This is a genomic window from Sphingorhabdus sp. (assembly GCF_046596595.1).
Taxonomy (GTDB): domain Bacteria; phylum Pseudomonadota; class Alphaproteobacteria; order Sphingomonadales; family Sphingomonadaceae; genus Sphingorhabdus_B.
This window is the reverse complement of the sequence record NZ_JBKJMB010000052.1, coordinates 40,414-65,433: the sequence shown is the minus strand read 5'-3', so window position 1 is coordinate 65,433 and position 25,020 is coordinate 40,414. Positions and strand designations below refer to the sequence as shown.

The following is a 25,020-nucleotide window of genomic DNA, read 5'->3' as shown; positions in this document are numbered from 1 at the left end:
ACATTCGCCATCAGATATTCCCTGTCAAAGCCAGATAGCTCTGGGGCCTTTTTCTGCGCAGGAGGTTTTTCCTGCGAAGGGATTCGCCATGCGCTCCGTTATGATTATGACGACGCTGCGTCCACCCAAAAGCTGCGTTGGCGATAATTTCAGAGTGCGGAAGCTCGTCCATCAGTCCAAATATGCGTGCATCCGAGCAAGGCTGCACTGTCACTGTCATCCAGCGCAGCGACCGTAATCCAGCCTTCGCCGCGCAGTTTTGCGCCCACCGAAGCGGCTGTCCCTACAGGAAGGAAAAGCCGTTGGGCCGTAATTTCCCCGGCCAAATCGATTAGAGGATCGGGATAGAGCGAGAAACCGGTCGCCGCTTCTGCGGGGCCATCGGCACGTTCAATGAAATATGTACCGCCACGCCCTAATGCGGCACTATAACCCTTGGCAAAAATCGTGAATCCAAACCAACTTTGATATTCAAAGCCGTGCCGCTCCGTCGGGTCAAGGGTCACCTCGGCCCGACCCGCAACGGTATCAGCAATGGCTTCCAGCGCTCGAATGCGCGACGCCAATGCGCCGCCCGCATCAATCGCCCGTAACTTTTCGACCGCCTCCGCAAACGGACCAGTTGCGGCAAGCAACGGCAAATATGCATCCGCACCAAGCGCACTGAGGCCGCCAGCATCTTTCATATCCAACTCTGAACGGACAGCGTCTATTTTGTCAGCCTCCAAAGGCAGCGCCTTTTCCGCCAGCTGCTCAACCAAGTCGGGCAGTGTGAAGTCGATGGTGATCTCGTTCACGCCTGCTGCCTCAAGCGCATCAATGGCAACACCGACAATTTCACACACGGCCGCAACGCTGTCATTACCCACGAGTTCTGCGCCCAATTGAGTAAGTTCGCGCTCCGGACGCAATTGCTTGGCCCGCAACCGGAGAACCTGCCCATGATAAGCCAAACGCAGGGGTCGCGGGGCATGCTTCATCCGTGTGGTGGCAATGCGCCCTACTTGCACGGTGATGTCACCGCGCAGTGCCAGAGTGTGGCCGGACACAGGGTCTGTAAACCGCAGATGCTGGTTGCGCGCAGCATTGCCGCTTCGCTTTGCAAGTACGGACTCAAATTCCGCCATCGCAGGCGCAACGCGCGCGTAACCGTTGCTTACGAGCACATCGATCATCGCACGCGACACCCGCGCCGCTACCTCCGCTTGGGGGGGAAGACGGTCGCGGAAGCCCTCGGGCAGCAAGTCAGGCGGAATATTCATGCGCGCTCTTTAACGCAAAAGTCCTAGCGGGGAAGCCCCCGCTTAGAACTTAAGCGCCTTTACGGTCTTCACTCCGGGAAGCGTTCCAAGCTGTTGCAGGACAGCTTCAGGAATAGCGGCATCCATCGACAACAAAAGAACCGCTTCACCACCAGCGCTTCGACGACCCAAATGGAATGTGCCGATATTCAAGCCGGCCTCGCCCAATGTTGTGCCAACCCGGCCAATGAAACCGGGCGCATCTTCATTGACGATATACAGCATATTACCTTCCAGCTCGGCTTCGAGGCTGATGCCGAATATTTCGACCAATCGGGCCTCGCTGTTCGCGAACAATGTACCGGCAACCGAGCGCGGACCTTGATTGGTGTTCACTGTCACGCGCACCAACGTATGGTACGCACCGGTTTTGTCGTGGCGAACTTCGCGAATGTCAAAACCGCGTTCTTTTGCAAGAAACGGCGCATTGACCATATTCACCGCGTCCGAGAAACGCCGCATAAAGCCGGACAACACCGCAGCAGTGATCGGCTTGATGTTGAGTTCTGCTGCCGCACCTTCAACCTCAATGGCGATGTTGTCGAGATTATCGTGCGCAAGCTGCCCAACCAGTGAACCAAGCTTTTGCGCGAGGGTCATGTAGGGTTTCAGCTTTGGTGCTTCTTCTGCCGACAAGCTTGGCATGTTCAAGGCGTTGGTAACCCCGCCATTGACGAGATAGTCCGCCATTTGTTCGGCAACCTGAAGCGCAACATTGACCTGCGCTTCGTTAGTCGATGCCCCCAGATGCGGGGTACAGATGAAATTCGGCGTGCCAAACAATGGCGATTCTTTCGCCGGCTCTATGGCAAAAACGTCGAGCGCTGCCCCGCCGACTTGGCCACTGTCCAATGCTTCTTTCAGCGCCTCTTCATCTATCAAGCCGCCACGCGCGCAGTTTATGATGCGCACGCCTTTTTTGGTTTTGGCGAGATTTTCTTTCGACAATATGTTGCGGGTTTGGTCAGTCAGGGGTGTGTGCAGCGTGATGAAGTCGGCCTTGGAGAGCAACGTGTCGAGGTCCGCTTTCTCCACGCCCATTTCAATTGCACGTTCAGCTGTCAGGAACGGGTCAAAGGCGACTACCTTCATGCGCAGGCCAAGCGCGCGGCTTGCCACGATTGAACCGATGTTTCCTGCGCCGATCAACCCAAGCGTTTTGCCCGTAACTTCAACGCCCATGAAGCCGTTTTTGGGCCACAGCCCCGCTTGTGTCTGGGCATTCGCCTCAGGCAACTGGCGCGCGAGTGCGAACATCAAGGCGATGGCGTGTTCTGCGGTGGTGATCGAGTTACCAAATGGCGTGTTCATAACAACAACGCCCTTTGCGGAAGCAGTAGGGATATCGACATTGTCGACGCCGATCCCGGCGCGGCCGATCACTTTCAAATTGGTCGCGGCATCCAATATCTGCTTCGTCACTTTGGTCGAAGAACGGATAGCAAGGCCGTCATAATCGCCGATCATCGCCGCCAGTTCGTCCGGAGTCTTGTCAGTAATGACGTCTACATCACAGCCGCGTTCAGCGAAAATCTTCGCTGCATTTAGGTCCATTTTGTCCGAGATAAGTACGCGTGGTTTGGTCATGTTGGGTTCCATTTCAAATATCGTCATGCTGAACTCGTTTCAGCATCTTAATTTCACCGTCGAAAGAAAGGCCCTGAAACAAGTTCAGGACGACCGTTTAGGATTGAGAATTGGCTTGGGCATATGCCCAATCGAGCCATGGCCCAAGCGCCTCAATGTCCGCAGTGTCGACAGTCGCGCCGCACCAGATGCGCAAGCCCGGCGGGGCGTCGCGATATCCGGCGATGTCATAAGCTGCATCCTCCGCCTCGAGCAAAGACGCCATTTTCTTGATCATGGCTTCATCAGCGCCCGTTACGGTCAAGCAGACCGAAGTCTTCGAACGAATGGCCGGGTCGGCGGCAAGAAAGCCAAGAGTGTCGCTGGCCTCAACGATCTTCCCGAGTGCGGCGGCGTTGGCGTTGCTTCGCGCCATCAGGCCCTGCAGTCCACCTACGCTTTTTGCCCACTCAAGCGCAAAAATGACGTCTTCTACCGCGAGCATCGATGGCGTGTTAATCGTTTCGCCCTTGAAGATGCCTTCGGCCAGCGCGCCTTTCGACATGAGGCGGAATACCTTGGGAAGCGGCCACGATGGTATGAAGTTTTCAAGTCGCTCAACAGCGCGCGGACCGAGAATGAGCACGCCATGCGCGCCCTCGCCGCCCAACACCTTCTGCCAGCTGAAGGTGGTAACATCAAGCTTGTCCCAAGGCATATCATAGGCAAATACCGCTGAAGTCGCGTCGTTGAAGGTCAGGCCTGCACGGTCGTCGGCGATCCAGTCGCCATTGGGTACACGTGCACCGGACGTGGTGCCGTTCCATGTGAAGACCACATCATCATCGAAATTGACTGTCGAGAGATCAGGAATTTCTCCATATGGCGCGTTCAAGACCGTCGCGTTCAACTTAAGCTGCTTGTTCACATCTGTGACCCAACCTTCGCCAAAGCTTTCCCATGCCATCATCGTGACCGGACGCGCGCCGAGCATGGTCCACATCGCCATTTCAATCGCGCCGGTGTCTGAACCCGGCACGATGCCGATGCGATGGGTATCAGGCACCTCAAGCACTTCGCGCATCAAGTCGATGGCAAGTTGAAGTCGTGATTTGCCAATCTTCGCGCGATGCGAACGACCAAGCGATTCGGTTTGAAGTTTTTCGGGGCTCCAGCCTGGCGGTTTCGCACAAGGACCGGAGGAAAAGAACGGACGCGCCGGCTTAACGGCGGGTTTTACTATAGTCATGTAAGCGTCTCCTTGCAGAGAGCAGCGCGGCGTTGGGACCGCGTGGCCCGGGGCCGCGTTTAGGCGCAGCCCCGGTTTTGTCAACGACTATTGTAAAATGTTATCAGTAACCCTTCTTGCGAAACAATACTTCGCCACGACGGCTTACGTATAATTTCTCCAACGTTACCGGGTGGAAATACGCTTCAACGCGGTCGCCTTCCGGGGTAGTTCCGTACACTTCGTAGCAACCGCCATCGACTTTCGATTTGCGGACAGTCCAACCTTCTTTGGCAAGTTTTTCCGTCAATATTTTTTGGCTTTTCCATCCGGATGCTGGACCAGATTTGCAGGCAATTGCCCCAGTTGCCGATGCCGGCACCGACGCAAATGTTGCTGCGGCTACGACGGTAAGTGATAGGGTAGATAATAAACGCATATTTACGCTCCTTTGAAAATTGATTTGCGCGGAAGGAAATATCGGGCCGCAACGAGCAAGATGAGCGGCATGAAATGAAGGAGAGCAGTCGCTAAATTATTGTGGATGAATATCCAATGGACGAGAACCAATATGGCAGCGGGATAAACGAGACGCTGAAGGCGCTTCCAGCCTTTCTTCAGCATACGCATCGACGCGTCGTTGCTGGTCACCGCCAGCGGCACGAACAAAAGCATTGCGGCCCAGCCCGTCCAGATGCCGAGCGCCAGAAATTCGGCCAAAATGTCACCGAGATTCCCCATATCGACGGCATAAAAAATCAGGTGCAACACGGCATATGAAAACGTCGCTACGCCAAGTGCCCTGCGTCTCTGGATCAGCCACGTCAGCCAGATACGGGGACCAAGCAAGGACAGCAACGGGCTCAGCAGCATTGCAGCGATCATAAATCGTGCAGACCATTCTCCTGTAGGTTGCAGCATGTCCATTGCGATCAGTTCGCCGGAAAAATAGCGTTGCAGCAACACCAAGGCCGGCAAAGATAACAATACCCAAAAAGCCAGCTTCTTGTTAAGAATGATTCGCAACATGCATTCGCGATAGAGATGAGAGTGGCCCCATGCAATGTGGAATTAGTGCTGTATCGCCCTGTTAAACGGCAGCTATGGAACATTTGGTCGTTTTTGGGCTGCAAGCATTGCAGATTGCTTTATCAGACAGTCATGTCTCGAGGCGTTTTTTACACATATGTGCTTTTCGCCAGCGTATTCCTGCTGGCTTCGTGCGGCGGCCGCCAGAAGCCTGAAGTACCGCCGCGGAGCAGTTCGGCAGAGAATGTCCGTCAGTGCATGGCCGCACTCACGACAAAATCAGTGCGGTTTTCGGGTCTACCTGACCGAAGTTTTGACGGTGGGTGCCGCACGATTGATACCATCAAGCTGATGGATTTTGGCACGCCTACAACAAATCTGGGCGCTATGACCTGCCCACTCGCCGCCAATTTTACGGATTGGGCACGCTTCGCTGTGGCGCCAGCCGCAAAGCAATATCTCGGTGGAGAAGTGGTGAAGATCGAAACCATGGGCACATTCAGTTGCCGGAATATAAACGGTGGCCAATCGGGCAAATTGTCCGAACATGCATTTGCAAATGCTGTTGACGTTTCCGCCTTTATCTTGCGGGATGGTCGGCGTGTTTCAGTGCTTAATGGCTGGCGCGGATCGCCCGAGGAGCAGGCGTTTCTGCGTCGTTTACATCAGTCCGCGTGCAAGCGCTTCAGCACCGTCCTTGGCCCCGACTACAACGGCGCACATGCAAACCATTTCCACTTTGACATGGCTGCGTCGATGCGCACCGGATCGTCCTTTTGCCGATAAGGGGTGGCAAAAAGCACTTTGTCAGCTTACACTCGGCCTAATGACAGACACAAAAATTAATGACCGTCGTTTCTATAAAGCACAGCAAGAAGCGGACTTCGCCGAACAGCAACTTTCGACACCACAGACGCAAAGCAAGTCGTACCGGCTGGCGTTTCAGGACACAGATTTCTTGTTACGTGAAGACCTGCGTCCGGTCCGTTTCCAGCTTGAACTTCTCAAGACCGAAATGTTGCTTGATGAGGCAAATATCGGATCAATGCTCGTGATCTATGGATCAGCGCGCATACCCGAGCCGGAAGCGGCAGACGCATTGCTATCCGCCGCAGAGGGCGAACGGGCAACAATCATCGCAGAGCGCATGAAGGAAAAATCCCGATTCTATGCCGAGGCACGTCACTTGGCGCAATTGGCTGGGCGCGCCAATATCACCGATGAAGAGGGTCGCCGACATTTTGTGGTGTGCTCTGGCGGTGGCCCGTCGATCATGGAGGCCGCCAATCGTGGGGCACATGATGTCGGCGCAGAATCGGTGGGTCTTAATATCGTCTTGCCGCATGAGCAGGCACCGAACCTTTTCGTGACGCCACGGCTGAGCTTCCAGTTCCATTATTTCGCCTTACGCAAAATGCACTTCTTGCTGCGGGCGCGCGCCGTTGCCGTTTTCCCCGGCGGGTTTGGGACGTTTGATGAATTTTTCGAGCTGCTGACGCTTATTCAGACCGGCAAGATCAAGAAAATGCCGATCTTGCTGTTCGGGCGCGAATTCTGGAACCGCGTCGTGAACTTCGAAGAGCTAATGCTTGAAGGCGTTATCAGCCCGCGAGATCTGGAGCTTTTCCAGTTCGTAGAGACCGCAGAAGAGGCATGGGATGCCATCTGCGATTTCTACGAAGTTTTACATTAAGTAGTCCGGACTACTTGGCCGCCGGCTGAACGGGAGCTTGCGTTGGCGCGTCCGTCGTCGGGGTCGCTGTAGCTTCGCCAGTTGCCGCGTCTGCAGCAGCCGCTGGAGCGGCAGAAGCCGGGTCAGCCGCTGGCGGCGCTGGCAACGGCAGGTTTGAACCCTGCGCGTTAAGATACAGGATAAGATTTGCACGCTCTTCTGGGTTGCCCAGACCGGCAAATGTCATCTTGGTGCCCGGTGCATATTTCTTCGGGTTTGCTAGCCATTTGTCCATGCCTTCCCAATCCCAATTGCCAGGAATGCTTTTCAGCGCATCCGAATAAGCAAAGCCAGCCACATGTCCGTGCGGCTTACCCATAGCAGCCCAAAGATTTGGACCAATGCCGTTTGCGCCGCCCTGCGCAATATTGTGGCAAGCGGTGCATTTCTTGAATACCGCTTCGCCCTTTGCAATATCAGCCGTGGCAAGTAAGGTTGCGATTGGCACCGCGGCCACGCCGCCAGCAGCGCCGGTTTCTTCAGCTACAACAGCAAAACCCTCTTTTTCGGGTGCTTCGCCATGAAAGTACATGCCAGAACCGATGCTTAGCCCGAGTGCGACGATGCCGCCTGCCAAAACCCAGCCTGCAATTGTATTACTACGATCATCCATTGGTTATCAGCCTTGAAGTGCGTTGGAATTCCGGCGTGGGATAACGGCCGGATTATGGGGCCCCTCTAATGACCACGTGAACGCCGTGCAAGTGCCCAAATCCAGACTTGCCCGATAAGTTTCGCTATCCTATCGGCTTTACCCATGAATAGTTACCCAGCACCAGCGCTCGCGATTGTCAAAGAGATGACCCTTGCTGCAAAAGAGCAGCCCTCAAAGGCGCTTGCGTTTCAAGGTGCGCCCGGCGCCAATTCGCATCTGGCGGCACTGGAATATGATTCGGAATGCCTGCCCCTGCCCTGTTTTTCGTTCGAGGACGCAATTGATGCAGTCAAGGATGGAACTGCCGCGCGGGCAATTATCCCGATTGAAAATTCGCTTCACGGCCGCGTTGCGGACATTCATTTTTTGCTGCCTGAGTCGGGCCTGAGCATCAATGCCGAGCATTTCATGTCGATCCGCCACTGCCTGATGGCGAAGTCCGCCGACGCGGTGCTGAAAACAGCTATGAGCCACCCGCAAGCACTTGGGCAATGTCGGCATTATTTGCGGGAACATGGCATCATTCCCGTAGCCTATGCCGACACCGCCGCCGCTGCTGCCTTTGTCGCAGCAAATGACGATCCTTCCGCAGCGGCGATCGCGCCGCCGATCGCTGCCGAACTGTACGGGCTGGTTGCGATAAATGATGGTGTGCAGGACGACCCAAGCAACATGACTCGGTTCGTCGTGCTCTCCCGCGAGCCTGTCGAACGCAGCCAGCTAGGCGGGACGCTCATGACCACCTTTATCTTTGAGGTGAAGAACATTCCTGCAGCCCTGTACAAGGCGATGGGCGGGTTTGCGACCAATGGCGTTAATATGACCAAGCTTGAAAGCTACCAAAACGGGGCAAGCTTTGCCGCAACCGAATTTTTCGCCGACATCGAAGGTGCCCCCGGCGATCCGGCGGTCGACCGCGCGCTCGATGAGCTTCGCTTCCACTGCAACTCGGTCCGCTTGCTTGGCACCTATATGCAGACCCGCAACCGCGGCTGAAAAGCGCCCTTAGCCACCCGCAGACGGAAACACACACCCTCTTTCCGCGTCATCCCCGCGAAGGCGGGGATCCATTACGCCTAGCGGATCTCGCGCTGCCGACATTATCTGCCGTCAAGCGACGTATAGATCCCCGCCTTCGCGGGGATGACGATAATTTTGCAGAGAGGACATGTTACAAAGGCAACGACCTTAGTTTGAAAAGTCACACTAAGGTCTCACCTCAAACACTTCAGACTCAAGATAGGCTGATTGCATGCCCCTACAGCCACTGGGCGGTTGACGATGTATCTATCTAATCTGACAGGTGAAATCCTACATTTCAATAGTTTAAGCGTCCTCCGCCCCAAATTTGGCAGCTAGCGCTCAGAATTTCGCCCCCACCCGGATGCCATAAAGGCGGGGTTCCGCGGGGATGAAGCTTGGAATACCAAACGCACCGCCCGTGTTGCCGGCATCAAGCAGATAATCTTCGTCCAACAGATTGCGGGCGAAGACCGATATTTCAAACCGGTCGTCCCCGAAACGGACACCGGCATTCGCATTGACCAAGGTCACACCATCCTGCGCGATCAGCGGGTTGTTCGGAATTTCGAAAAACATCTTGCTGCGGTACGTCACCGACGGCGTTGCAAAGAAGGTGACACCGCCCAAGGGCGCGTTAATTGTGAAGCCACCCGATGCTTGAACTTCAGGCTGCAAACGGAATTTGGCACCGCGGAAGTTGGCAGCAATCGTTGGTTTATCGTCAATCCCGCCGTCGATATAGCCGACATTACCAAAGACACTTAACCAGCTTGTCGGCTTGATTGTCAATTCGGCCTCAACACCTTTGTTGGTGGCGGAGCCAGCGCTTTGCGTCTGTGTGGTGCCGTTCGGCAGGACGATGCTCACCTGAAAATTGTCATACGTCAGATAATAAGCGCCAATCGAGCCCGAGAAAATACCAAGCGCGCCTTTCAAGCCAACCTCATAATTCCAGATGTTTTCAGCAAGTACCGGCGTGAAGTTTGCAACTGGACCAGCCGTAGTTGCACGCGCGCCAAGCTGAACAGTGGCAGAGCGGCGGCCCTTTGAAACCGTCGCATAGCCATTGAAGTTGTCCGAGAAACGGTAGAGCAAGTTGAAGCGCGGCAGAACAGCCTGGAAGCTATCCTCAGTGCGGAAAGTCTGGCCAGCAGTATCGACCTGCCCGGGGATAAGCGAAGCGCCTCCCGTCAGCGCGGAGCGGGGAACGCGGGCAAAGAATCCCGACCGCCGCTTTTCGATCAAGACGCGCGCGCCAGCGGTTAATTCAAGGCTTGGGGTTGGAATCCAGGTGCCGTCGGCAAACATTGAGTAGCTGTCATTACGTCCTTGGTTTTCGAACACCGAGCTGTAGGGCACTGGCGTCAACGCCTGCGCGGGGACGGTGCCATTTGGTGCAACACATTGCGCGCGCGTGGCTGCGGTGCTGGTTGCGCAAGCGAGGAACACGCGTTCGTTAGACGAGAAGGGTACGTTCTGAATGCTGTCTTCGTGAAAGAAATTGAACCCGAATGATCCACGGAATTTGTCGTCGGTGTAGGCAAAGCGTGTTTCATGATTAACCTGCTCGCCCTTGGCCAGTTCAGTGAATTCCAGATACCAAGCAGCCGACCCATCGGCGTCAAAGACTTCAAGCGAGTCAAACTTGCGGTAACCATTGACCATCGTAAGTGCCCAATTGTCCGCAAATTCGTAGTTCACGGTAAAATTCGCGTCATACACGTCGCGGGTCAACCCAAGCTTTTCCTGATACAGATCCTGCAACGAACGTGGCGAACCACCGAGGAACGCATCGCCGAACGGATTGCCTGGCCCCGTTGCTGTCGGCAATGCACGTGAGACAAATGCAGTCCCTGGATTTCGCTGACGGTCGTACGTCAGGATCAGGTCAGCGGTCAGCGCATCATCTGGTGTGAAGCGCAAAGAGCTGCGCACACCAAGCTGGTTCTGGCCGTTCAGGTCATCTTGACCCGGTGCCAGATTGTTTACGTAGCCGTCACGCTTTTTGAACGCGAACGCAACGCGTCCAGCCAGACTATCCGACCCGATGTTGACAAAGCCGCCGACCTGACGCTGGTCGAAATTGCCGATGCCCCCTGTCAACGCACCCGAAAAGCCGGGCTCGGGCCGCGCCGAGATGATGCTGATCGCGCCGACCGCAGATGCCGTGCCGAACAATGTCGCTTGCGGTCCCTTGATGACCTCAATCCGTTCAATGTCGTAAATGTCCTGATAGGAACCGCGCGACCGCGAAATGTCGACGCCATTATAGTATAATGTAACGCGCGCTGCCTGCTGCGCTGAACCAGAATCAGACGTGATACCGCGGATAACGACGCCCGGGTTGTTGGCGCTCTGCTCCTGAATGTTCAGGCCGGGGATATAATTGGCAAGCTCGTCAAGGTCACTTACGCCAAGCTCTTCGAGGCGCGCACCGCTGACAGCGCTGAGGGTCACGGGGACGTCAACCAGACGCTCTTCGCGTTTTTGCGCGGTGACGATGATTTCACCTTCGAAGGCCTGTTCTTCGCCTTCAGCCGTCTGCGCAAAAGCGGGCATCGCGGTGGATGCGCAAAGGATTGAAATAGCAACGGCGATATGTGGACGGCGCATAGCTTTAAACTCCGGTTGAACGAGAAGCCGCGCCTATGCGCAACGGAGGTGTCATTATTGCGAATGCACTGCGACAGTTTGAATAGGGTTATAAGAAAGTTTTGCGACAGTGACGGTCGCAGCGTCCTGTTGAGCGATGAAATTGCGATGCGAGGCCGAGGCGAGTGGACCTTCAACGCGGGTCGCGCGTTAACTACCCTCTCAATTAAAGGAACGAAATATGGCTGACCTATCGCAGATTCAGGAACATGCAGAAGTCATTGGCGCGGACGGCGTCCATGTTGGCACTGTCGACGGCGTTGAAGGCAACCGTATCAAGCTGACCAAAAAGGATTCGGGCGAAGGCACCCATGAAGGCCATCACCATTATATCGACGGTGGCCTTGTGGCGTCGGTCGAGGACGGCACCGTTCGTCTCTCAGCCAATGGCGACGTCGCGGTGACGTTTGAAACAGAAGAAGACGAAGCCTAATTTCAGGCGGGCGGCCACACCAGTGCGCCGCCCCCCAGCTTGGGCCAGTGCCGATCTCAATACCCAATGGCACAGTCAGCTTGACCAATGGTTCCGCTGCGTTCGCCATGACAGTCCGGATGATTTCGCTTGCAGCATCGACATCGGCCTCGGGCAATTCGAACACCAGTTCGTCGTGGACCTGAAGCAGCATTTTCACATGGCCCAAGCCAGCAGCGGCAAGCGCTGGCCCCATGTGCACCATTGCGCGTTTGATGATGTCGGCGCTCGTCCCCTGGATAGGCGCGTTGATTGCGGCGCGTTCGCTGCCCTGCCGTTCGGCCTGATTGGATGATTTGATGCGCGGAAACCACGTCTTGCGTCCGAATAAGGTGGTCGAATGGCCGCATTCGCGCACCGTGGCCATCGTTTCCTGAATATAATTGGAAATGCCGGGAAATCGTTTGAAATAAGCGTCAATGAGCGCCTGCGCTTCCTCTGCCGAGGATTCCAGCCGCTTCGAAAGTCCCCAACGCGAGATGCCGTATAGGATAGAGAAGTTTATCGTTTTTGCGCGCCCGCGCGTGTCGCGGTTGACTTCGCCGAACAGTTCAAGCGCGGTGCGGGCGTGAATATCCTCGCCCTTTTCGAATGCATCCCGCAACGGTTCGACATCGGCAAAATGCGCAGCGAGGCGAAGCTCAATCTGGCTATAGTCGGCCGACAATATAACATTGCCGGGCTCTGCGACGAATGCATCCCTGATTTGACGTCCAGTTTCGGTGCGGATTGGGATGTTCTGCAAATTCGGATCGGTCGACGACAGCCTTCCGGTCTGCGCACCCACGAGACTGTAGCTGGTGTGTACGCGGCCCGTTTTGGGGTCAATCTGCTGTTGCAGGCTATCGGTATAGGTCGACTTAAGCTTTGCCAATTGGCGCCAATCCAGCACTTTACGGGCGATGTCGATGCCTTGTCCCGCCAGATCCTCAAGTACCGTTACGTCGGTCGAATATTGGCCAGACTTGCCTTTCTTGCCGCCCTTATAGCCCATCTTACCAAATAATATGTCGCCAAGCTGTTGCGGGCTCCCAATTGTAAAAGGCTGCCCGGCAAGGCCATGAATTTCCTTTTCCAAAAGGTCCATCTGTGTGGCAAATTCAGCAGACAGTCGCGCGAGTACCGCACGGTCAACTTTGATTCCGGTGCACTCCATTTTTGAGAGCACAGGCACCAACGGGCGGTCTACCAGTTCGTAGACGCTGGTCGCCTTTTCGGGGCTCAACCGCAATTTAAGATGGTGCCAAAGGCGCAATGTTACATCAGCATCCTCGGCGGCGTAACACGTGGCATCGCTTAACGGGACGGCCGCAAAACCGATCTGGCTTTTGCCCGTGCCAGTGACACTTTTGTACGAAATGCACTCGTGCGAGAGATGCGCTTTTGACAGTTCGTCCATGCCATGCGCCTGGCGCCCTGCATCCAGAGCGAAGCTCATCACCATCGTGTCGTCATAAGGCGTGATGCGCACGTCATGCCGCGCGAGCACGGACATGTCATATTTCAGATTTTGGCCGATTTTCAGAACGCTTGAATCGCGCAACAATGGTCGCAACTTGGCCAGCGCCGCTTCCATCTCAATTTGCGCAGGCTTTTCGGCGAACATGTCAGTCCCACCGTGCGCCAACGGCACATAGCATGCTTCGCCTGGCGCAACGGCAAGGCTGAAGCCAACCAGATTGGCGCTCGCGGCCTGTAAGCTGTCGGTTTCGGTATCAAATCCAAGCGTGCCGGTTTCGTGTGCCCGCGTGATCCAATGGTCAAGCCGCGCAAGGTCAGTGACGCATTCGTAGACTGAAACGTCGATTGGGGGCATCGTTGCGGGAACGGCTGAGGCACCTGCGGGCGCGGCGCGCGCTGCCCCATCACCGGCATGCACAGCCTTTGGATTGCCTGCAATTGCCTTATTGGCAGCGGCTGTATTCGCGACATGCCCAATGCGCTTAAGCAGCGAGTTAAACCCGTGATGCTGCAAGAAATCTGCAAGCGGTTCTTCGGGAATCGCGCCCAGGGCCATATCTTCAATGGCGATCGGCAATGGGCAGTCCTCTCGCAACGTCACCAACACCTTCGAAAGCCGAGCCTTTTCGGCGTGTTCGATCAAATTGTCGCGCATTTTGGATGGCTTCATGTCTGGCGTTGCCGCCAATACGCTTTCGAGGTCGCCAAATTCCTGAATGAGTTTCGTCGCCGTCTTTGGGCCAACGCCCGGAACACCGGGGACATTGTCGACGCTGTCGCCCATCAATGCCAGCACATCGCCAACCTTGTCCGGGCCAACGCCGAATTTCTCGAACACTTCCTCAGTGCGGATACGTTCGTTTTTCATCGTGTCGAACATGTCGATGCATGGTTCGACCAACTGCATCAGGTCCTTGTCGCTACTGACGATCGTGACATGCCAGCCGGCGGCGCAAGCGGCCCTTGCATAGCTCGCAATCATGTCATCGGCCTCGACATCATCTTCTTCGATCAAGGGAAGCGAAAATGCGCGCGTCGCATCGCGTATCATCGGAAATTGCGGCTTCAAATCCTCCGGCGGGTCGGGCCGATGCGCTTTATATTGGTCGTAAATGCGGTTGCGGAATGTCTGGCTCGATTTGTCCAGCACCACGGCCATGTGCGTCGGGCCATCGGCTTGGTTCAGGTCATCCGCCAGTTTCCACAACATGGTTGTATAGCCATATACTGCACCAACAGGTTCGCCATGCTTGTTCGTAAGCGGTGGCAGGCGATGATATGCGCGAAAAATATAAGCGGAACCGTCAACGAGGTAGAGATGCTTTTGGTCAGACATTCCGATGCGATAGCAGCGGCACAGGCCTGCGCATACGGGGAAATTTGCCTTGATCAGCCCACTTTATTCGCCAGCCGCCGCTTTCGCCGCGATGCGCAACTTATACTCTGCATAAGCCTTGTTCAGGACTTTCATGCCGCGCTTGCAATAATATTGGTCATAACGCTTCGTGCTTCCACACAAATCACGCAACCGCGCCAACACCCTTGCGGCGCTGTAGCTTGGGTCGGCTCCATACGCCCATGACATGTTGCTGGTGCTGAAATCATATTGTGGTTGGGTAACAAAACCATTGTAGCTTTGGCCATAAGTTGGCGAAGACAGCAAAGCCCCGGCCGCTAACAGAAAAATTTTGACGCGCATCCAAAATCTCCTCGCTTTGACCCCATGGACGCTAATCAACTCCAGATGAGAACTGTTGTCAACGCGTTGTCGGCGTGAGCCGCTTCTACCGGCCTGATTTGCGCCACAACAAAAGGCCGCTTGCAATAATGATGCCCGACCCGGCAAGCGATGTCAGGTCCGGCCAGTCACCAAACAATATTATGCCCAGCGTCAGCGCAATCAACAATTGCACGTAAGTCATTGGCGCAATTTCTGCTGCGGAAGCGCGCGTTGTGCCCATGAATATCAACCAATGCGCAGAGCTTGCGGTGACAGCTACGGCAATGCAGCGCGCGACAATCGTCCAGTCTGGCACGCCGATCCGCAAAGCCGGAATACCGGAAAAATGCCCGAATGTTGCTGCTGTAAGGATGACCGGGACCGCTACCGAAGCCACCAGAAACTGCATGAGCAACGGCGTTCCGGCACCTGCCACCGCCCGGTTGCCGATCATGACAAAAGCCATGCTCAGTGCTGAGGCGAGCGGTAATATCGCCGCCCAACCCAGTTCTGCCACATTGGGCCGCATGATCAGCAATACGCCGCCAAAAGCTATAATCGTGGCGACCCATTTTGTCGCATTTGTGCGTTCGCGCAGAAAGATGGAGCTTAGGATCGCCGTGATCATCGGGCTGGTAAAGCCAATTGCGGTAGCCTCCGCCAGTGGCATCAAAAATATCGATGAAAAGAAACAAATGGTCGCGGTAGCAACAGCAAAACCTCTGAGCAGCTGCACTTTAGGCTTGGGTATCGCAAAGCCCTGCCATCCTTCCTGAATGAATAGCAATGTACCAAGCCCAATGGCGCCAACGGAATAGCGCAGTGCTGCAACCGCCGTGCCCGGCCAGGCACCGGCAATCGATTTGATAATTGCATCGCCGACGGACAACAAAGCGAAACCACAAAGCGCGTATAATAGGCCCGAACGAGCCGACGTTGATGTCACGTGATTACCCCGGTTGCTGCGCCCCCTTAATAAGCTTCGCCCGAAATAGAAAGCCGCAGATAGTTCAAGTCGAACACGCGCTCCATCGTTAGCATTACCTTTTTATTCACCATTTGTTTGTAGCAGGGCATTTGAAACAACAATGGTCCGGAGTTGGTTGGCGTGAGCGCATTTGGGAAAAAACCAGGCTTAACTGTAGGACGTCCATCTTTCGGCGTGGCCCGTCCAATGACTGGTGGGAGCTCATCCGCGGCCCAACAAGCCACAGCGCTGCAATCTCAAAAGGATTACATGCCACCAGCCGGTGGCGGCGAACAATTTCCATCTATTGATTCGGTTGATCTAACGGGCGCAAGTCTCCCCCAAACGCCGATGCAGGAGGCCATGTCTCGCCTGTCAGATCGCGCGAATAACGCTGCGCCTGTCGACGACGGCCCGCAAGGGTTCGAAGCCTCCGTTCACAAAATCAAAGAGCAGGTGCTTCCCCGCCTGCTTGAACGGGTGGACCCAGAGGCAGCAGCATCGCTGAATAAGGAAGAGTTGACCGAAGAATTCCGGCCAATCATTTTGGAAGTTCTGGCAGAGCTAAAACTTACGTTGAACCGGCGCGAGCAATTTGCGCTCGAAAAGGTACTGGTCGACGAACTGCTTGGTTTTGGCCCGCTGGAAGAATTGCTGAGTGACCCAGACATTACCGATATCATGGTCAATGGCCCATCGCAGACCTACATCGAAAAAAAGGGTAAGCTGATTATCGCGCCAATCCAGTTTCGCGATGAAGAGCATTTATTCCAGATAGCACAGCGGATCGTCAACCAGGTTGGCCGGCGCGTTGACCAAACCACACCGCTTGCCGATGCCCGCTTGAAAGACGGCAGCCGCGTCAACGTGATTGTACCGCCGCTGTCGTTACGCGGAACTGCCATTTCCATTCGTAAATTCTCCGAAAAGCCAATCACCATCGATATGCTCAAAGGCTTTGGATCCATGAGCGAGGCGATGGCGACCGCACTGAAGATTGCTGGTGCATGCCGGATGAATATCGTCATTTCGGGCGGTACTGGTTCGGGTAAAACCACCATGCTGAACGCTTTGTCCAAAATGATTGACCCGGGCGAGCGCGTTTTGACTATCGAAGATGCCGCCGAACTTCGGCTTCAACAACCGCATTGGTTGCCACTTGAAACGCGGCCACCGAATCTTGAAGGTGACGGCGCGATCACGATTGGTGACCTTGTGCGCAACGCTCTTCGTATGCGTCCGGACAGAATCATCCTGGGCGAAATTCGTGGCGCTGAATGCTTTGACCTGCTGGCCGCAATGAACACTGGCCATGACGGGTCGATGTGCACGCTCCACGCCAACAACCCGCGCGAATGCCTTGGCCGTATGGAAAACATGATTTTGATGGGCGACATCAAAATACCAAAGGAAGCTATCTCGCGGCAAATAGCCGAATCGGTGGACCTTATCGTCCAGGTGAAACGCTTGCGCGATGGTTCACGCCGCACAACTCAGATCACCGAAGTCATCGGCATGGAAGGCGACGTGATCGTCACGCAGGATCTTTTCAAGTTTGAATACCGCGACGAAGATGCCGACGGCAAAATCAATGGCGAATGGGTTGCTGGCGGCGTGCGGCCGTACACGCTCGAAAAAGCGCGTCAGTTTGGCTTTGATCAGCCATTTTTGGAAGCGTGCCTGGGCTAAAGCCCTTTTAAAGCCAGCGCCGCTGACAGCACGGTCCCGATTACTGAAAAAACGGTAATGAAAGTCCATGGCACAAAGCCGACATTGTTAATGTCAGCGCGCCTGTGACGGCGGCGGTCTGCAAAACTGCTGATCATCACCAGACCGGCGGACAGCAACGATACCGCAGTCCAGAAATGGTCCTGCCATAAAAATTTTTCGAACCACTCCATGGGTTCGCCCTAATGCTAAATCATTCGGCGACCAAGGGGGGTATGACGCGGCGATTTGCATGGACCGGAATTTGTTGGCGTATCTCGGCAATTTTATCGAGGCCCAGATCAACACACGCTAATCCCGGCGCTTCGCCCATGTCTAAAATGACTGTGCCCCACGGGTCGACCACCAGCGAATGGCCAAAGGTCTTACGGCCATCTTCGTGCAAACCGCATTGAGCCGCAGCGATGACAAAAGCTTCGCTTTCAATAGCCCGTGCCCGAAGCAAGCTGTGCCAGTGCGCCTCCCCCGTTGGAACAGTGAAAGCCGACGGAAGCGTGATGATATCCACGTTTGATTTGGCATAGACGCTGAATAGATCAGGGAAACGCATGTCATAACAGATGCCCAGTCCCATGAGGCCAAGCGGAGTCTGGACCACCACTGGCGTATTTCCCCCGGTATATGCGGACGATTCGCGCCATGATTCGCCTGAAGCCAGATCGATATCGAACAAATGCATTTTATCGTAGCGGGCTTTGACCTGACCGTCGGGCGCGATAACGATCGAACGGTTGGCAAGCTTGTCACCGTTTTCGTGGACAACCGGCACTGACCCAAGGTGTAGCCAGATGCCGTAGCGTGAAGCCTGTGCTGAAAAATGGCTCAAAGCGTCAGTTTGCGATTCGGATGCGAGCTGCAAGCGGGCGTGGGCGCGGTCGCGATCAAGTAAAATAGACATTTCAGGCGCAAAGTACATAATAGCGCCATCCGCAGCCGCTTTCGCAATCGCGGCGTCGATGTCCAAAACATTGCGCGCGAGATTCGTCCCACTCGTCATCTGGTGCAGCGCTATCCTCATGAAAAACCACGCGGATAGGCAATAGATGTAAATTTATGTCGAATTATCTTAGTCATTACAGAGAGCTCGCAGGTATGTAAGAATTTTGCAACACTCCGAAAAATAGTGAGAATTTCATACAATGTGGTAAGTGCGTGCTTGAAATGGTGACAGGAATGTGTAGGACACAACTCGGAGTGTAACGCACTTCATAATTAAGGAGCACAATAATGCGTTTCGGTAAGATCTCTCTCGCTGCTATCGCGGCCGCTTCACTTGTAAGCGCGCCTGTAATGGCTCAATCACTTTCGCCAGCAGCTAAGGCAGTTGGCGCTTCCAAGGTAAAGCGCGTAGGCGTTGCATCGAAGGAAGAAAGCAAGCTCGGTGGCGGAAGCGGCGTAATCGTTGCTGTCCTCGCTGCTGTTGCTGTCATCGGCGGTATCGTTATCGCAGCTGGCAACGACGACAACGGCCCAACCAGCCCCTGATTTGTTCAGGCATTAAGTTTAAAAAGGCGGCCTTTTGGTCGCCTTTTTTTTGGTATCATGCGTTGATAACTTGGAAGCTCCCCCGCTGGGCAGCATAAGAATTGGATTAGACAATGACACATAGGCTCAACGTTCTGGTCACAGGCGGTGCTGGATATATTGGTAGCCACGCCGTGCTGGCCTTGCTTGAGGCGGGTCATCACCCGGTCGTCATCGACAATCTCGTGACCGGTTTCCGTTGGGCAGTCGCCAAAGATGCTGTTTTTTATGAGGGTGATATCAGTGATACCGAACTCATCCAGCGGATTATCCATGAACAAGGTATCGATGCCATCATGCATTTTGCCGGCTCCGTTGTCGTGCCCGAATCCGTTCAAGACCCGCTAAAATATTACAACAACAACACTGTCAAAAGCCGGAGTTTGATCGAGTCTGCCATATCCCATGGTGTTCGGCATATGATCTTTTCATCAACCGCAGCGACTTATGGCATCCCTGAATCAAGCCCTGTGCGCGAGGATATGCCCACCATTCCCATCAACCCTTATGGTACATCCAAGTTGATGACGGAAATGATGCTGCGCGATGTCGCTGCCGCACATGATTTCAACTTTTGCGCATTACGCTACTTCAACGTTGCTGGCGCTGATCCGTTGTGCAGGACTGGTCAGTCAACAGTTGGTGCCACCCATTTGTTGAAAATTGCGGTGGAAGCAGCGTTAGGCAAACGCGCGAGTGTCAGCGTCTTCGGTACGGATTATGCCACGGCAGACGGCACCGGCGTCCGCGACTATATCCATGTAAGCGATCTTGCCTCGGCCCATGTCATTGCGCTTGAGGCGCTGGTTGCCGATCCGAAAACCAGCCACACGCTGAATTGCGGATACGGCCATGGCTACTCCGTGATGCAGGTACTGGACGCCGTCGACCGGGTGACGAACAACAAGCTTGAACGCAAAATGGAAGGCAGACGCGCCGGCGACCCTGATGCGCTTATTTCCGACAATAAAGCTATTAAAGCTACCTTTGGATGGGAACCGAAATATGATGATCTGGATCAGATTGTCCAACATGCGCTCGCGTGGGAACGGCGATTGACCGATATTCAGACAGCCTAGGCGCTACCTTGCCTTTTGACTGCGCGTTTCCCATATCGCCCTTCATGGAAACAATGTCTCACAATAACCCCGTCACGTGGTACGGCACCACCATCCTTTCCGTCCGCAAAAACGGCAAGGTCGTTATCGCTGGCGATGGTCAGGTGTCGATGGGCCAGACGGTCATGAAACCCAATGCCAAAAAGGTGCGGCAATTGCACGATGGCTCCGTCATCGGGGGCTTTGCGGGTGCTACCGCCGATGCATTCACCTTGTTTGAGCGGTTGGAACGTAAGCTTGAACAGCATCGCGGTCAGTTGATGCGCGCAGCCGTTGAACTGGCCAAGGATTGGCGCACCGACAAATATTTGCGCAATCTTGAGGCGATGATGATCGTTGCCGACAAGGATGTGACATTAATCCTCACAGGCAATGGCGACGTGTTGGAGCCTAATGATGGTATTGCCGCAATTGGCTCTGGTGGAAATTACGCTCTATCGGCCGCGCGCGCGCTTGCCGATTATGAGGCAGACGCCGAAAAAATGGCACGGCATGCAATGAAAATAGCGGCCGAGATATGCGTGTATACCAACGACCAGCTAACCGTCGAGACTTTGGCCAGCGCGTCTTAAAATAGCCGTCACTTGAACGCCGTTCGCAACTTCCCATCTAGGCGATAATGAAAAACGCATTGACCCCAAAAGCCATTGTGGCTGCTCTCGACGAACATATTATTGGCCAAGCGGACGCAAAGCGCGCCGTAGCAGTTGCGCTGCGCAATCGCTGGCGGCGTCAACGTCTGGGCGATGATCTGCGCGATGAGGTGACGCCCAAAAATATCCTGATGATCGGGCCGACAGGTTGCGGCAAGACGGAAATATCGCGCCGCTTGGCAAAGCTTGCCGACGCACCGTTTATCAAGGTTGAAGCCACCAAATTTACAGAGGTCGGCTATGTCGGCCGCGATGTCGAGCAGATCGCCCGCGATCTTGCGGAAGAAGCCGTGCGCCTTGAAAAGGAGCGCCGACGCGGTCATGTGCGTGAGGCCGCCGAAGCTGCGGCAATGGAGCGGATATTAAAGCCATTGGCAGGGGAAACAGCCAGCGAAGCAACACGCGAAGCGTTTCGCCAGCGCATTCGCGACCGCCATATGGACACTGTCGAAATTGAGATTGAGGTATCCGACAGCCCTGCCATGCCAATGGAGATTCCCGGAATGGGCGGCAATGTCGGCATGATTAATCTTGGCGAAATGATGGGCAAAGCCTTTGGCAAGGACAATCTAAAGCGCCGCAAGATGAAAGTTCCGGACGCGTGGACGAAGCTGGTTGAAGAAGAGTCCGAAAAGCGCCTTGACCAGGACGATGTCAATCGCGTTGCTTTGGCCGATGCTGAGGCCAACGGCATCGTGTTCTTGGACGAGATCGACAAGATCGCAGTATCCGACGTTCGCGGTGGCTCCGTTAGCCGCGAGGGCGTGCAGCGCGACTTGCTTCCCTTAATCGAAGGAACCACGGTCGCGACCAAATATGGGCCCATGAAAACCGACCATGTGCTGTTCATTGCATCCGGCGCTTTTCACATCTCCAAGCCAAGCGACATGCTTCCCGAATTACAGGGTCGGCTTCCGATCCGCGTCGAATTGCGGGCCTTGGAACATGCTGATTTCGTGCGCATTCTTTCAGAAACGCGGGCAAATTTGCCGGAACAATATCGGGCATTATTGGCAACTGAAGAAGTAACGCTCGAGTTCACAGACGATGCCATCGATGCCATCGCGCGGATTGCGGTTGACGTGAATTCCTCGGTAGAAAATATCGGCGCACGACGGTTGCAGACCGTCATGGAAAAGCTGCTTGAAGACATCAGCTTTGACGCTGAAGACCGAAAGGGTGAAACGCTCAAGATCGATGCGGCTTATGTAAGCCAGCAGCTTTCTGATATCGCGAAGGACACCGATCTGTCCAAATACGTCCTTTAATAGATAACCCCGCTTTAGCGCGCGCCGCTTGCTTGTCCGTCACCTGATTGCGGGGCGACCACCAGTTTCCACGCCTTGTCCTTTACGAAATAGCGCTTGGCTAAAGCCTGCAAGATCGCCGGCGTAACATTGTTATAGTCGCTATATAATTTACCCAACGCAGCAAAGCGTTCGGGTTCATATGTTGCCCCCTTGAGCTGGTTTAACCAGAATGTATTGCCCGATGCAGCCCGCTCGATGGCCTGTTTCGTAGGCTCCACCGCCCGCTGCAGTTCGTCGGCACTGACAGGGTTGGCAATAAGGTCCGCCGCCACGGCATCGGCAAAGGCATAAAAACGCTCGACGTCAGCTGGCTTAACCTGGGTATAAGCCATCAGATATCCGCCGCTGTTGAAGTTAAGCGGCCAGTTGGCCGCCATATCAGGGCTGTAACTGGCTGCTTGCTCCGCTCGGAATTTTTCAAACAAACGGTCGCGGAAAATTGCCGCCAAAGTTTCAAGCTGCCGCCCTTCGCTAATGCCTGCGATACCGCCACCCGTTGGCCATGCCACAACTGCCGCAGCCTGATCGCTCGCCCCGCGATGCGTAAGACGAATAGGCGTTGAAGTGGGATCCGGAAAACGAACGTCTCGCGCGGCCATCGAAGTGGGCAATGGAGCACGAGGCGCAATTGCGCCAAAACTTTTTTCAAGCGCCGCAATAGCCATGGCCTTGTCGAAATCCCCAAAGAGCATGACCTCAACCGGTCCCTGCGCCATCAACGGTTTCCAAAAAGATTCAAACTTCGCCGCGTCTATTTTTGCAACTTCAGCCGGTGTCGCAGCTTTCCAGCGGGGGTCTTTGTTGCGCAGCAGATATTCCAGGTCACGTTGCAGCACCGAAGTGGCTGACATTTCGAAACTGGCATAACCCGAAGTTGCCAATGCTTTGGCGCGCTCCACGGGCGCTGGATCCCAACCGGGATGCTCCAATTTGGTCGCAATCAATGTGAGCTGGTCGGCCAAATCATCGGGCCGGGTATTTGCACCAAATTGGAAAGCATCGTCGTCGACGGAGAAATTCAGCTCAATCCGCCGCCCGTTCACCATCTGGTCAATTTCGGTGCGTTTAATTTTTCCGATGCCGTTTTCCGGCAGGACCAGCGGCCCTGCCCACAACAAATTGCCCTGATCGGGGTTTACCGCCTGATAACCGCGACCGAAACGAACCAAAACGCGAATTTGTCCGCTCTCGGCTTTGTTCGGATAAAGAAGTGCACGCACCCCGTTCGAGAGCTCAAGCCTGGTCATCTGCAAACTTGAAACCGTATCCTGCGCGACAAGCTTCCCCGGCGCGCCCAATGTCGGCAACGCGGCAAAACCAAGCGTGTTTTCGGACAAGCGGGCTGCCTTATTCGCCGCGACCGACGCATTTAATGCCGCCAGCGCTCTTTTGTCCGCGTCCGGTACTTGTGTAGGTGATGACAGCATGAGCCGCGTCACATCGGCCTGAAACAGCTTTTGTGTCGAGGACAACAGCCGTTCCGGTGTGAACTTGTCCTTCATGGCCTCATAAACCCGAACAACGGTTTTGGGTGCGGCTATCGTCTCGCGGATGTCGACTGCGTTCACAATGTCGTCTGCTTGCTTGGCCGCCGCTTCGAATGGATAGCTATCCAGCATCGTGCGCAGCGCGTTACCGAACAAAGTCTTTTCCCGCTCAATGTCAGCAACGGACGGCGCGGTCATTATAGCGTCGGAAATAACGGCCCGCACATCGCGCGTTGCGGCTTCCCATTTATCGCCAACGGGTGTCACCGATACTAAAGTTGCGTCAGCGGTGCGTGAGATGTCTTCCTGCGCGATTTCGGCGAAAAGATAATTGCCGCCACCGCGCGCCTGTACCTCGAGACGGCGATTGATAATCTGAAGCGCCAAAGCATCGATAAGCAGTTGCTCATTATAGGCGATCGTGTCGTTTACTTTGCGCCATGGCCGCAAATACGCGATGCTCACCGTGGTCGGTAATGTCGGTTCGATCAAAACTCTGGCTGGCGTCCCCTGCGGCGTCGGGTCGCCAAAGGAAGGCTCGGGTGCAACGGGGCCTTTGCCTTTCCAGTCGTTGAAATATTTTTGTACCAGATTGGCAAGCTGCGCTGGTTCCATGTCGCCCGCCATGACGACCACTGCATTTTCGGGTCGATACCAGCGATCATGGAAGGCGTTCAAGCGAATGGCATCTGCGGCTTGCAGGGTTTCCGGTGTTCCGATGGTCGAACGGTTTGCCAATCGCTGACCTTGAAAAGCATGTTGGCGCAAGGCGTCGCTATAGACCATCTGCGCTCCGCTATTTTCGCGCAATTCGGCCAAAACGATAGCGCGTTCCGCATTCAGCGCAGTTGGCGAAATGCGTGGGTTACGGATCATACCCGATATGATTTTTACGGACTCGTCCAGCTTTTCGGTCGTCGCGTTGGGCAGATCGAGCTTGTATACGGTCTGGGTCGGTGTCGTTTGGGCGTTGCTGTCACTGCCAAAGGTTACACCGAACCTTTGCCAAATTCTCTTTGCTTCCCCATCGGGCACAAAGGTCGAACCGCGGAACGACAGATGCTCGATGAGATGGGCAAAGCCTTGCTCGTCATTATTTTCATGCAATGCGCCCGCATCAATCCGGACGCGGATAGACACTTGCCCTGCAGGAACATCATTCTTCTTTACGGCATAACGAAGCCCATTGGGCAGAACGCCAAAAGTCCACGAGTCGTCAACGGGAACGTCGCTGCCTTCATACAGCCAAGGCTGCGCAAATGGCTTTGCCGCTGTGGTCGCAACTGACGCAGTTTGGGCATAGACTGAAGTGGAAAGCAGCAAGGCTGCAAAAGCGAGAGCATTGGAAAGTTTGCGCATGTCACTCCTCATAACGGGCGTGCAGCTTGACCGCA

General features: G+C 54.9%; 21 protein-coding genes and 1 pseudogene. 9 read left to right on the top strand and 13 right to left on the bottom strand.

Annotation, left to right across the window (positions count from 1 at the left end; genetic code table 11):
* Positions 1 to 149 precede the first annotated feature (149 nt).
* From ACLL9E_RS05165 to ACLL9E_RS05145, 5 genes are all read right to left on the bottom strand, one after another.
* Entirely contained in the window at positions 150 to 1,262 is a 1,113-nt protein-coding gene (locus ACLL9E_RS05165; RefSeq protein WP_411290670.1) for an ATP phosphoribosyltransferase regulatory subunit, read from the bottom strand.
* Between the two features lie 42 nt (positions 1,263 to 1,304).
* Positions 1,305 to 2,888 carry a phosphoglycerate dehydrogenase gene (gene serA / locus ACLL9E_RS05160; protein WP_411290669.1) on the bottom strand — a complete coding sequence of 528 codons (1,584 nt, stop codon included), beginning with the start codon at positions 2,886 to 2,888 and terminating at the stop codon, positions 1,305 to 1,307.
* Between the two features lie 97 nt (positions 2,889 to 2,985).
* Complete coding sequence (locus ACLL9E_RS05155; protein ID WP_411290668.1) at positions 2,986 to 4,116, bottom strand: phosphoserine transaminase; 1,131 nt, start codon at positions 4,114 to 4,116, stop codon at positions 2,986 to 2,988.
* A gap of 103 nt (positions 4,117 to 4,219) precedes the next feature.
* Positions 4,220 to 4,534 (bottom strand): PepSY domain-containing protein, encoded by a 315-nt coding sequence (locus tag ACLL9E_RS05150; RefSeq protein ID WP_411290667.1) that lies wholly within the window; start codon positions 4,532 to 4,534, stop codon positions 4,220 to 4,222.
* 2 nt (positions 4,535 to 4,536) lie between these two features.
* A complete protein-coding gene (locus ACLL9E_RS05145; protein WP_411290666.1) occupies positions 4,537 to 5,124 on the bottom strand; it encodes a ferric reductase-like transmembrane domain-containing protein in 588 nt (195 codons plus the stop codon).
* A 132-nt stretch (positions 5,125 to 5,256) separates the two neighbouring features.
* Between ACLL9E_RS05145 and ACLL9E_RS05140 the strand changes: the two genes are divergently transcribed.
* Together ACLL9E_RS05140 and ACLL9E_RS05135 are read left to right on the top strand one after the other, a co-directional pair.
* On the top strand, positions 5,257 to 5,910 hold the full coding sequence (locus tag ACLL9E_RS05140) for an extensin family protein (protein ID WP_411290665.1): 654 nt from the start codon (positions 5,257 to 5,259) through the stop codon (positions 5,908 to 5,910).
* A 40-nt stretch (positions 5,911 to 5,950) separates the two neighbouring features.
* On the top strand, positions 5,951 to 6,817 hold the full coding sequence (locus ACLL9E_RS05135; RefSeq protein WP_411290664.1) for an LOG family protein: 867 nt from the start codon (positions 5,951 to 5,953) through the stop codon (positions 6,815 to 6,817).
* A gap of 10 nt (positions 6,818 to 6,827) precedes the next feature.
* Here the strand turns inward: ACLL9E_RS05135 and ACLL9E_RS05130 are convergent, their stop codons facing one another.
* Complete coding sequence (locus tag ACLL9E_RS05130; protein WP_411290663.1) at positions 6,828 to 7,469, bottom strand: c-type cytochrome; 642 nt, start codon at positions 7,467 to 7,469, stop codon at positions 6,828 to 6,830.
* A gap of 144 nt (positions 7,470 to 7,613) precedes the next feature.
* Between ACLL9E_RS05130 and ACLL9E_RS05125 the strand changes: the two genes are divergently transcribed.
* Positions 7,614 to 8,507: a prephenate dehydratase gene (locus tag ACLL9E_RS05125; protein WP_411290662.1), complete on the top strand. Its 894-nt coding sequence runs from the start codon at positions 7,614 to 7,616 to the stop codon at positions 8,505 to 8,507.
* A gap of 366 nt (positions 8,508 to 8,873) precedes the next feature.
* Here the strand turns inward: ACLL9E_RS05125 and ACLL9E_RS05120 are convergent, their stop codons facing one another.
* The gene (locus ACLL9E_RS05120; protein ID WP_411290661.1) at positions 8,874 to 11,147 is read right to left on the bottom strand and encodes a TonB-dependent receptor; all 2,274 of its coding nucleotides are present in this window, start codon (positions 11,145 to 11,147) and stop codon (positions 8,874 to 8,876) included.
* Positions 11,148 to 11,367: 220 nt separating this feature from the next.
* Here ACLL9E_RS05120 and ACLL9E_RS05115 point away from each other — a divergent pair.
* A pseudogene (locus ACLL9E_RS05115) lies at positions 11,368 to 11,526 on the top strand (DUF2171 domain-containing protein); the annotation flags it as partial.
* On the opposite strand, the gene polA reads toward ACLL9E_RS05115, so the two are convergent.
* The 3 genes from polA to ACLL9E_RS05100 all read right to left on the bottom strand — a co-directional run bounded on the left by polA (position 11,462) and on the right by ACLL9E_RS05100 (position 15,785).
* Positions 11,462 to 14,455 (bottom strand): DNA polymerase I, encoded by a 2,994-nt coding sequence (gene polA / locus ACLL9E_RS05110; protein ID WP_411290660.1) that lies wholly within the window; start codon positions 14,453 to 14,455, stop codon positions 11,462 to 11,464. The pseudogene ACLL9E_RS05115 and the gene polA overlap by 65 nt on opposite strands.
* Before the next feature lie 63 nt (positions 14,456 to 14,518).
* Positions 14,519 to 14,818, bottom strand: coding sequence for a hypothetical protein (locus ACLL9E_RS05105; protein WP_411290659.1), 300 nt, complete (start codon positions 14,816 to 14,818; stop codon positions 14,519 to 14,521).
* An 85-nt stretch (positions 14,819 to 14,903) separates the two neighbouring features.
* Positions 14,904 to 15,785 carry a DMT family transporter gene (locus ACLL9E_RS05100; RefSeq protein WP_411290658.1) on the bottom strand — a complete coding sequence of 294 codons (882 nt, stop codon included), beginning with the start codon at positions 15,783 to 15,785 and terminating at the stop codon, positions 14,904 to 14,906.
* A gap of 162 nt (positions 15,786 to 15,947) precedes the next feature.
* Between ACLL9E_RS05100 and ACLL9E_RS05095 the strand changes: the two genes are divergently transcribed.
* Entirely contained in the window at positions 15,948 to 17,495 is a 1,548-nt protein-coding gene (locus ACLL9E_RS05095) for a CpaF family protein (RefSeq protein WP_411290657.1), read from the top strand.
* Here the strand turns inward: ACLL9E_RS05095 and ACLL9E_RS05090 are convergent.
* Both ACLL9E_RS05090 and ACLL9E_RS05085 read right to left on the bottom strand, forming a co-directional pair.
* A complete protein-coding gene (locus ACLL9E_RS05090) occupies positions 17,492 to 17,707 on the bottom strand; it encodes a hypothetical protein (RefSeq protein WP_411290656.1) in 216 nt (71 codons plus the stop codon). The two genes, ACLL9E_RS05095 and ACLL9E_RS05090, sit on opposite strands and share 4 nt — an antisense overlap.
* A 20-nt stretch (positions 17,708 to 17,727) precedes the next feature.
* Positions 17,728 to 18,552, bottom strand: coding sequence for a carbon-nitrogen hydrolase family protein (locus tag ACLL9E_RS05085; RefSeq protein WP_411290655.1), 825 nt, complete (start codon positions 18,550 to 18,552; stop codon positions 17,728 to 17,730).
* A 209-nt stretch (positions 18,553 to 18,761) separates the two neighbouring features.
* Between ACLL9E_RS05085 and ACLL9E_RS05080 the strand changes: the two genes are divergently transcribed.
* From ACLL9E_RS05080 to hslU, 4 genes are all read left to right on the top strand, one after another.
* Positions 18,762 to 19,019: a hypothetical protein gene (locus ACLL9E_RS05080; protein WP_411290654.1), complete on the top strand. Its 258-nt coding sequence runs from the start codon at positions 18,762 to 18,764 to the stop codon at positions 19,017 to 19,019.
* 113 nt (positions 19,020 to 19,132) lie between these two features.
* Complete coding sequence (galE, locus tag ACLL9E_RS05075) at positions 19,133 to 20,137, top strand: UDP-glucose 4-epimerase GalE (protein ID WP_411290653.1); 1,005 nt, start codon at positions 19,133 to 19,135, stop codon at positions 20,135 to 20,137.
* A 53-nt stretch (positions 20,138 to 20,190) separates the two neighbouring features.
* Entirely contained in the window at positions 20,191 to 20,748 is a 558-nt protein-coding gene (hslV, locus tag ACLL9E_RS05070) for an ATP-dependent protease subunit HslV (RefSeq protein ID WP_411290652.1), read from the top strand.
* 47 nt (positions 20,749 to 20,795) lie between these two features.
* Complete coding sequence (gene hslU, locus ACLL9E_RS05065; protein WP_411290651.1) at positions 20,796 to 22,097, top strand: ATP-dependent protease ATPase subunit HslU; 1,302 nt, start codon at positions 20,796 to 20,798, stop codon at positions 22,095 to 22,097.
* A 14-nt stretch (positions 22,098 to 22,111) separates the two neighbouring features.
* Here hslU and ACLL9E_RS05060 read toward each other — a convergent pair whose 3' ends face one another.
* Complete coding sequence (locus ACLL9E_RS05060) at positions 22,112 to 24,985, bottom strand: M16 family metallopeptidase (protein WP_411290650.1); 2,874 nt, start codon at positions 24,983 to 24,985, stop codon at positions 22,112 to 22,114.
* Positions 24,986 to 25,020 lie beyond the last annotated feature (35 nt).

Excerpts from the sequence above, each read along its gene's own strand:
- ACLL9E_RS05155 (WP_411290668.1), bottom strand. The coding sequence starts at position 4,116 with ATGACTATAGTAAAACCCGCCGTTAAGCCGGCGCGTCCGTTCTTTTCC.
- ACLL9E_RS05150 (WP_411290667.1), bottom strand. The coding sequence starts at position 4,534 with ATGCGTTTATTATCTACCCTATCACTTACCGTCGTAGCCGCAGCAACA.
- galE (WP_411290653.1), top strand. The coding sequence starts at position 19,133 with ATGACACATAGGCTCAACGTTCTGGTCACAGGCGGTGCTGGATATATT.
- hslV (WP_411290652.1), top strand. The coding sequence starts at position 20,191 with ATGTCTCACAATAACCCCGTCACGTGGTACGGCACCACCATCCTTTCC.
- ACLL9E_RS05090 (WP_411290656.1), bottom strand. The coding sequence starts at position 17,707 with ATGGAGTGGTTCGAAAAATTTTTATGGCAGGACCATTTCTGGACTGCG.
- ACLL9E_RS05080 (WP_411290654.1), top strand. The coding sequence starts at position 18,762 with ATGCGTTTCGGTAAGATCTCTCTCGCTGCTATCGCGGCCGCTTCACTT.
- ACLL9E_RS05060 (WP_411290650.1), bottom strand. The coding sequence starts at position 24,985 with ATGCGCAAACTTTCCAATGCTCTCGCTTTTGCAGCCTTGCTGCTTTCC.
- ACLL9E_RS05085 (WP_411290655.1), bottom strand. The coding sequence starts at position 18,552 with ATGAGGATAGCGCTGCACCAGATGACGAGTGGGACGAATCTCGCGCGC.
- ACLL9E_RS05140 (WP_411290665.1), top strand. The coding sequence starts at position 5,257 with ATGTCTCGAGGCGTTTTTTACACATATGTGCTTTTCGCCAGCGTATTC.
- serA (WP_411290669.1), bottom strand. The coding sequence starts at position 2,888 with ATGACCAAACCACGCGTACTTATCTCGGACAAAATGGACCTAAATGCA.
- ACLL9E_RS05145 (WP_411290666.1), bottom strand. The coding sequence starts at position 5,124 with ATGTTGCGAATCATTCTTAACAAGAAGCTGGCTTTTTGGGTATTGTTA.
- ACLL9E_RS05105 (WP_411290659.1), bottom strand. The coding sequence starts at position 14,818 with ATGCGCGTCAAAATTTTTCTGTTAGCGGCCGGGGCTTTGCTGTCTTCG.
- ACLL9E_RS05135 (WP_411290664.1), top strand. The coding sequence starts at position 5,951 with ATGACAGACACAAAAATTAATGACCGTCGTTTCTATAAAGCACAGCAA.
- hslU (WP_411290651.1), top strand. The coding sequence starts at position 20,796 with ATGAAAAACGCATTGACCCCAAAAGCCATTGTGGCTGCTCTCGACGAA.
- ACLL9E_RS05125 (WP_411290662.1), top strand. The coding sequence starts at position 7,614 with ATGAATAGTTACCCAGCACCAGCGCTCGCGATTGTCAAAGAGATGACC.
- ACLL9E_RS05165 (WP_411290670.1), bottom strand. The coding sequence starts at position 1,262 with ATGAATATTCCGCCTGACTTGCTGCCCGAGGGCTTCCGCGACCGTCTT.
- ACLL9E_RS05120 (WP_411290661.1), bottom strand. The coding sequence starts at position 11,147 with ATGCGCCGTCCACATATCGCCGTTGCTATTTCAATCCTTTGCGCATCC.
- polA (WP_411290660.1), bottom strand. The coding sequence starts at position 14,455 with ATGTCTGACCAAAAGCATCTCTACCTCGTTGACGGTTCCGCTTATATT.
- ACLL9E_RS05130 (WP_411290663.1), bottom strand. The coding sequence starts at position 7,469 with ATGGATGATCGTAGTAATACAATTGCAGGCTGGGTTTTGGCAGGCGGC.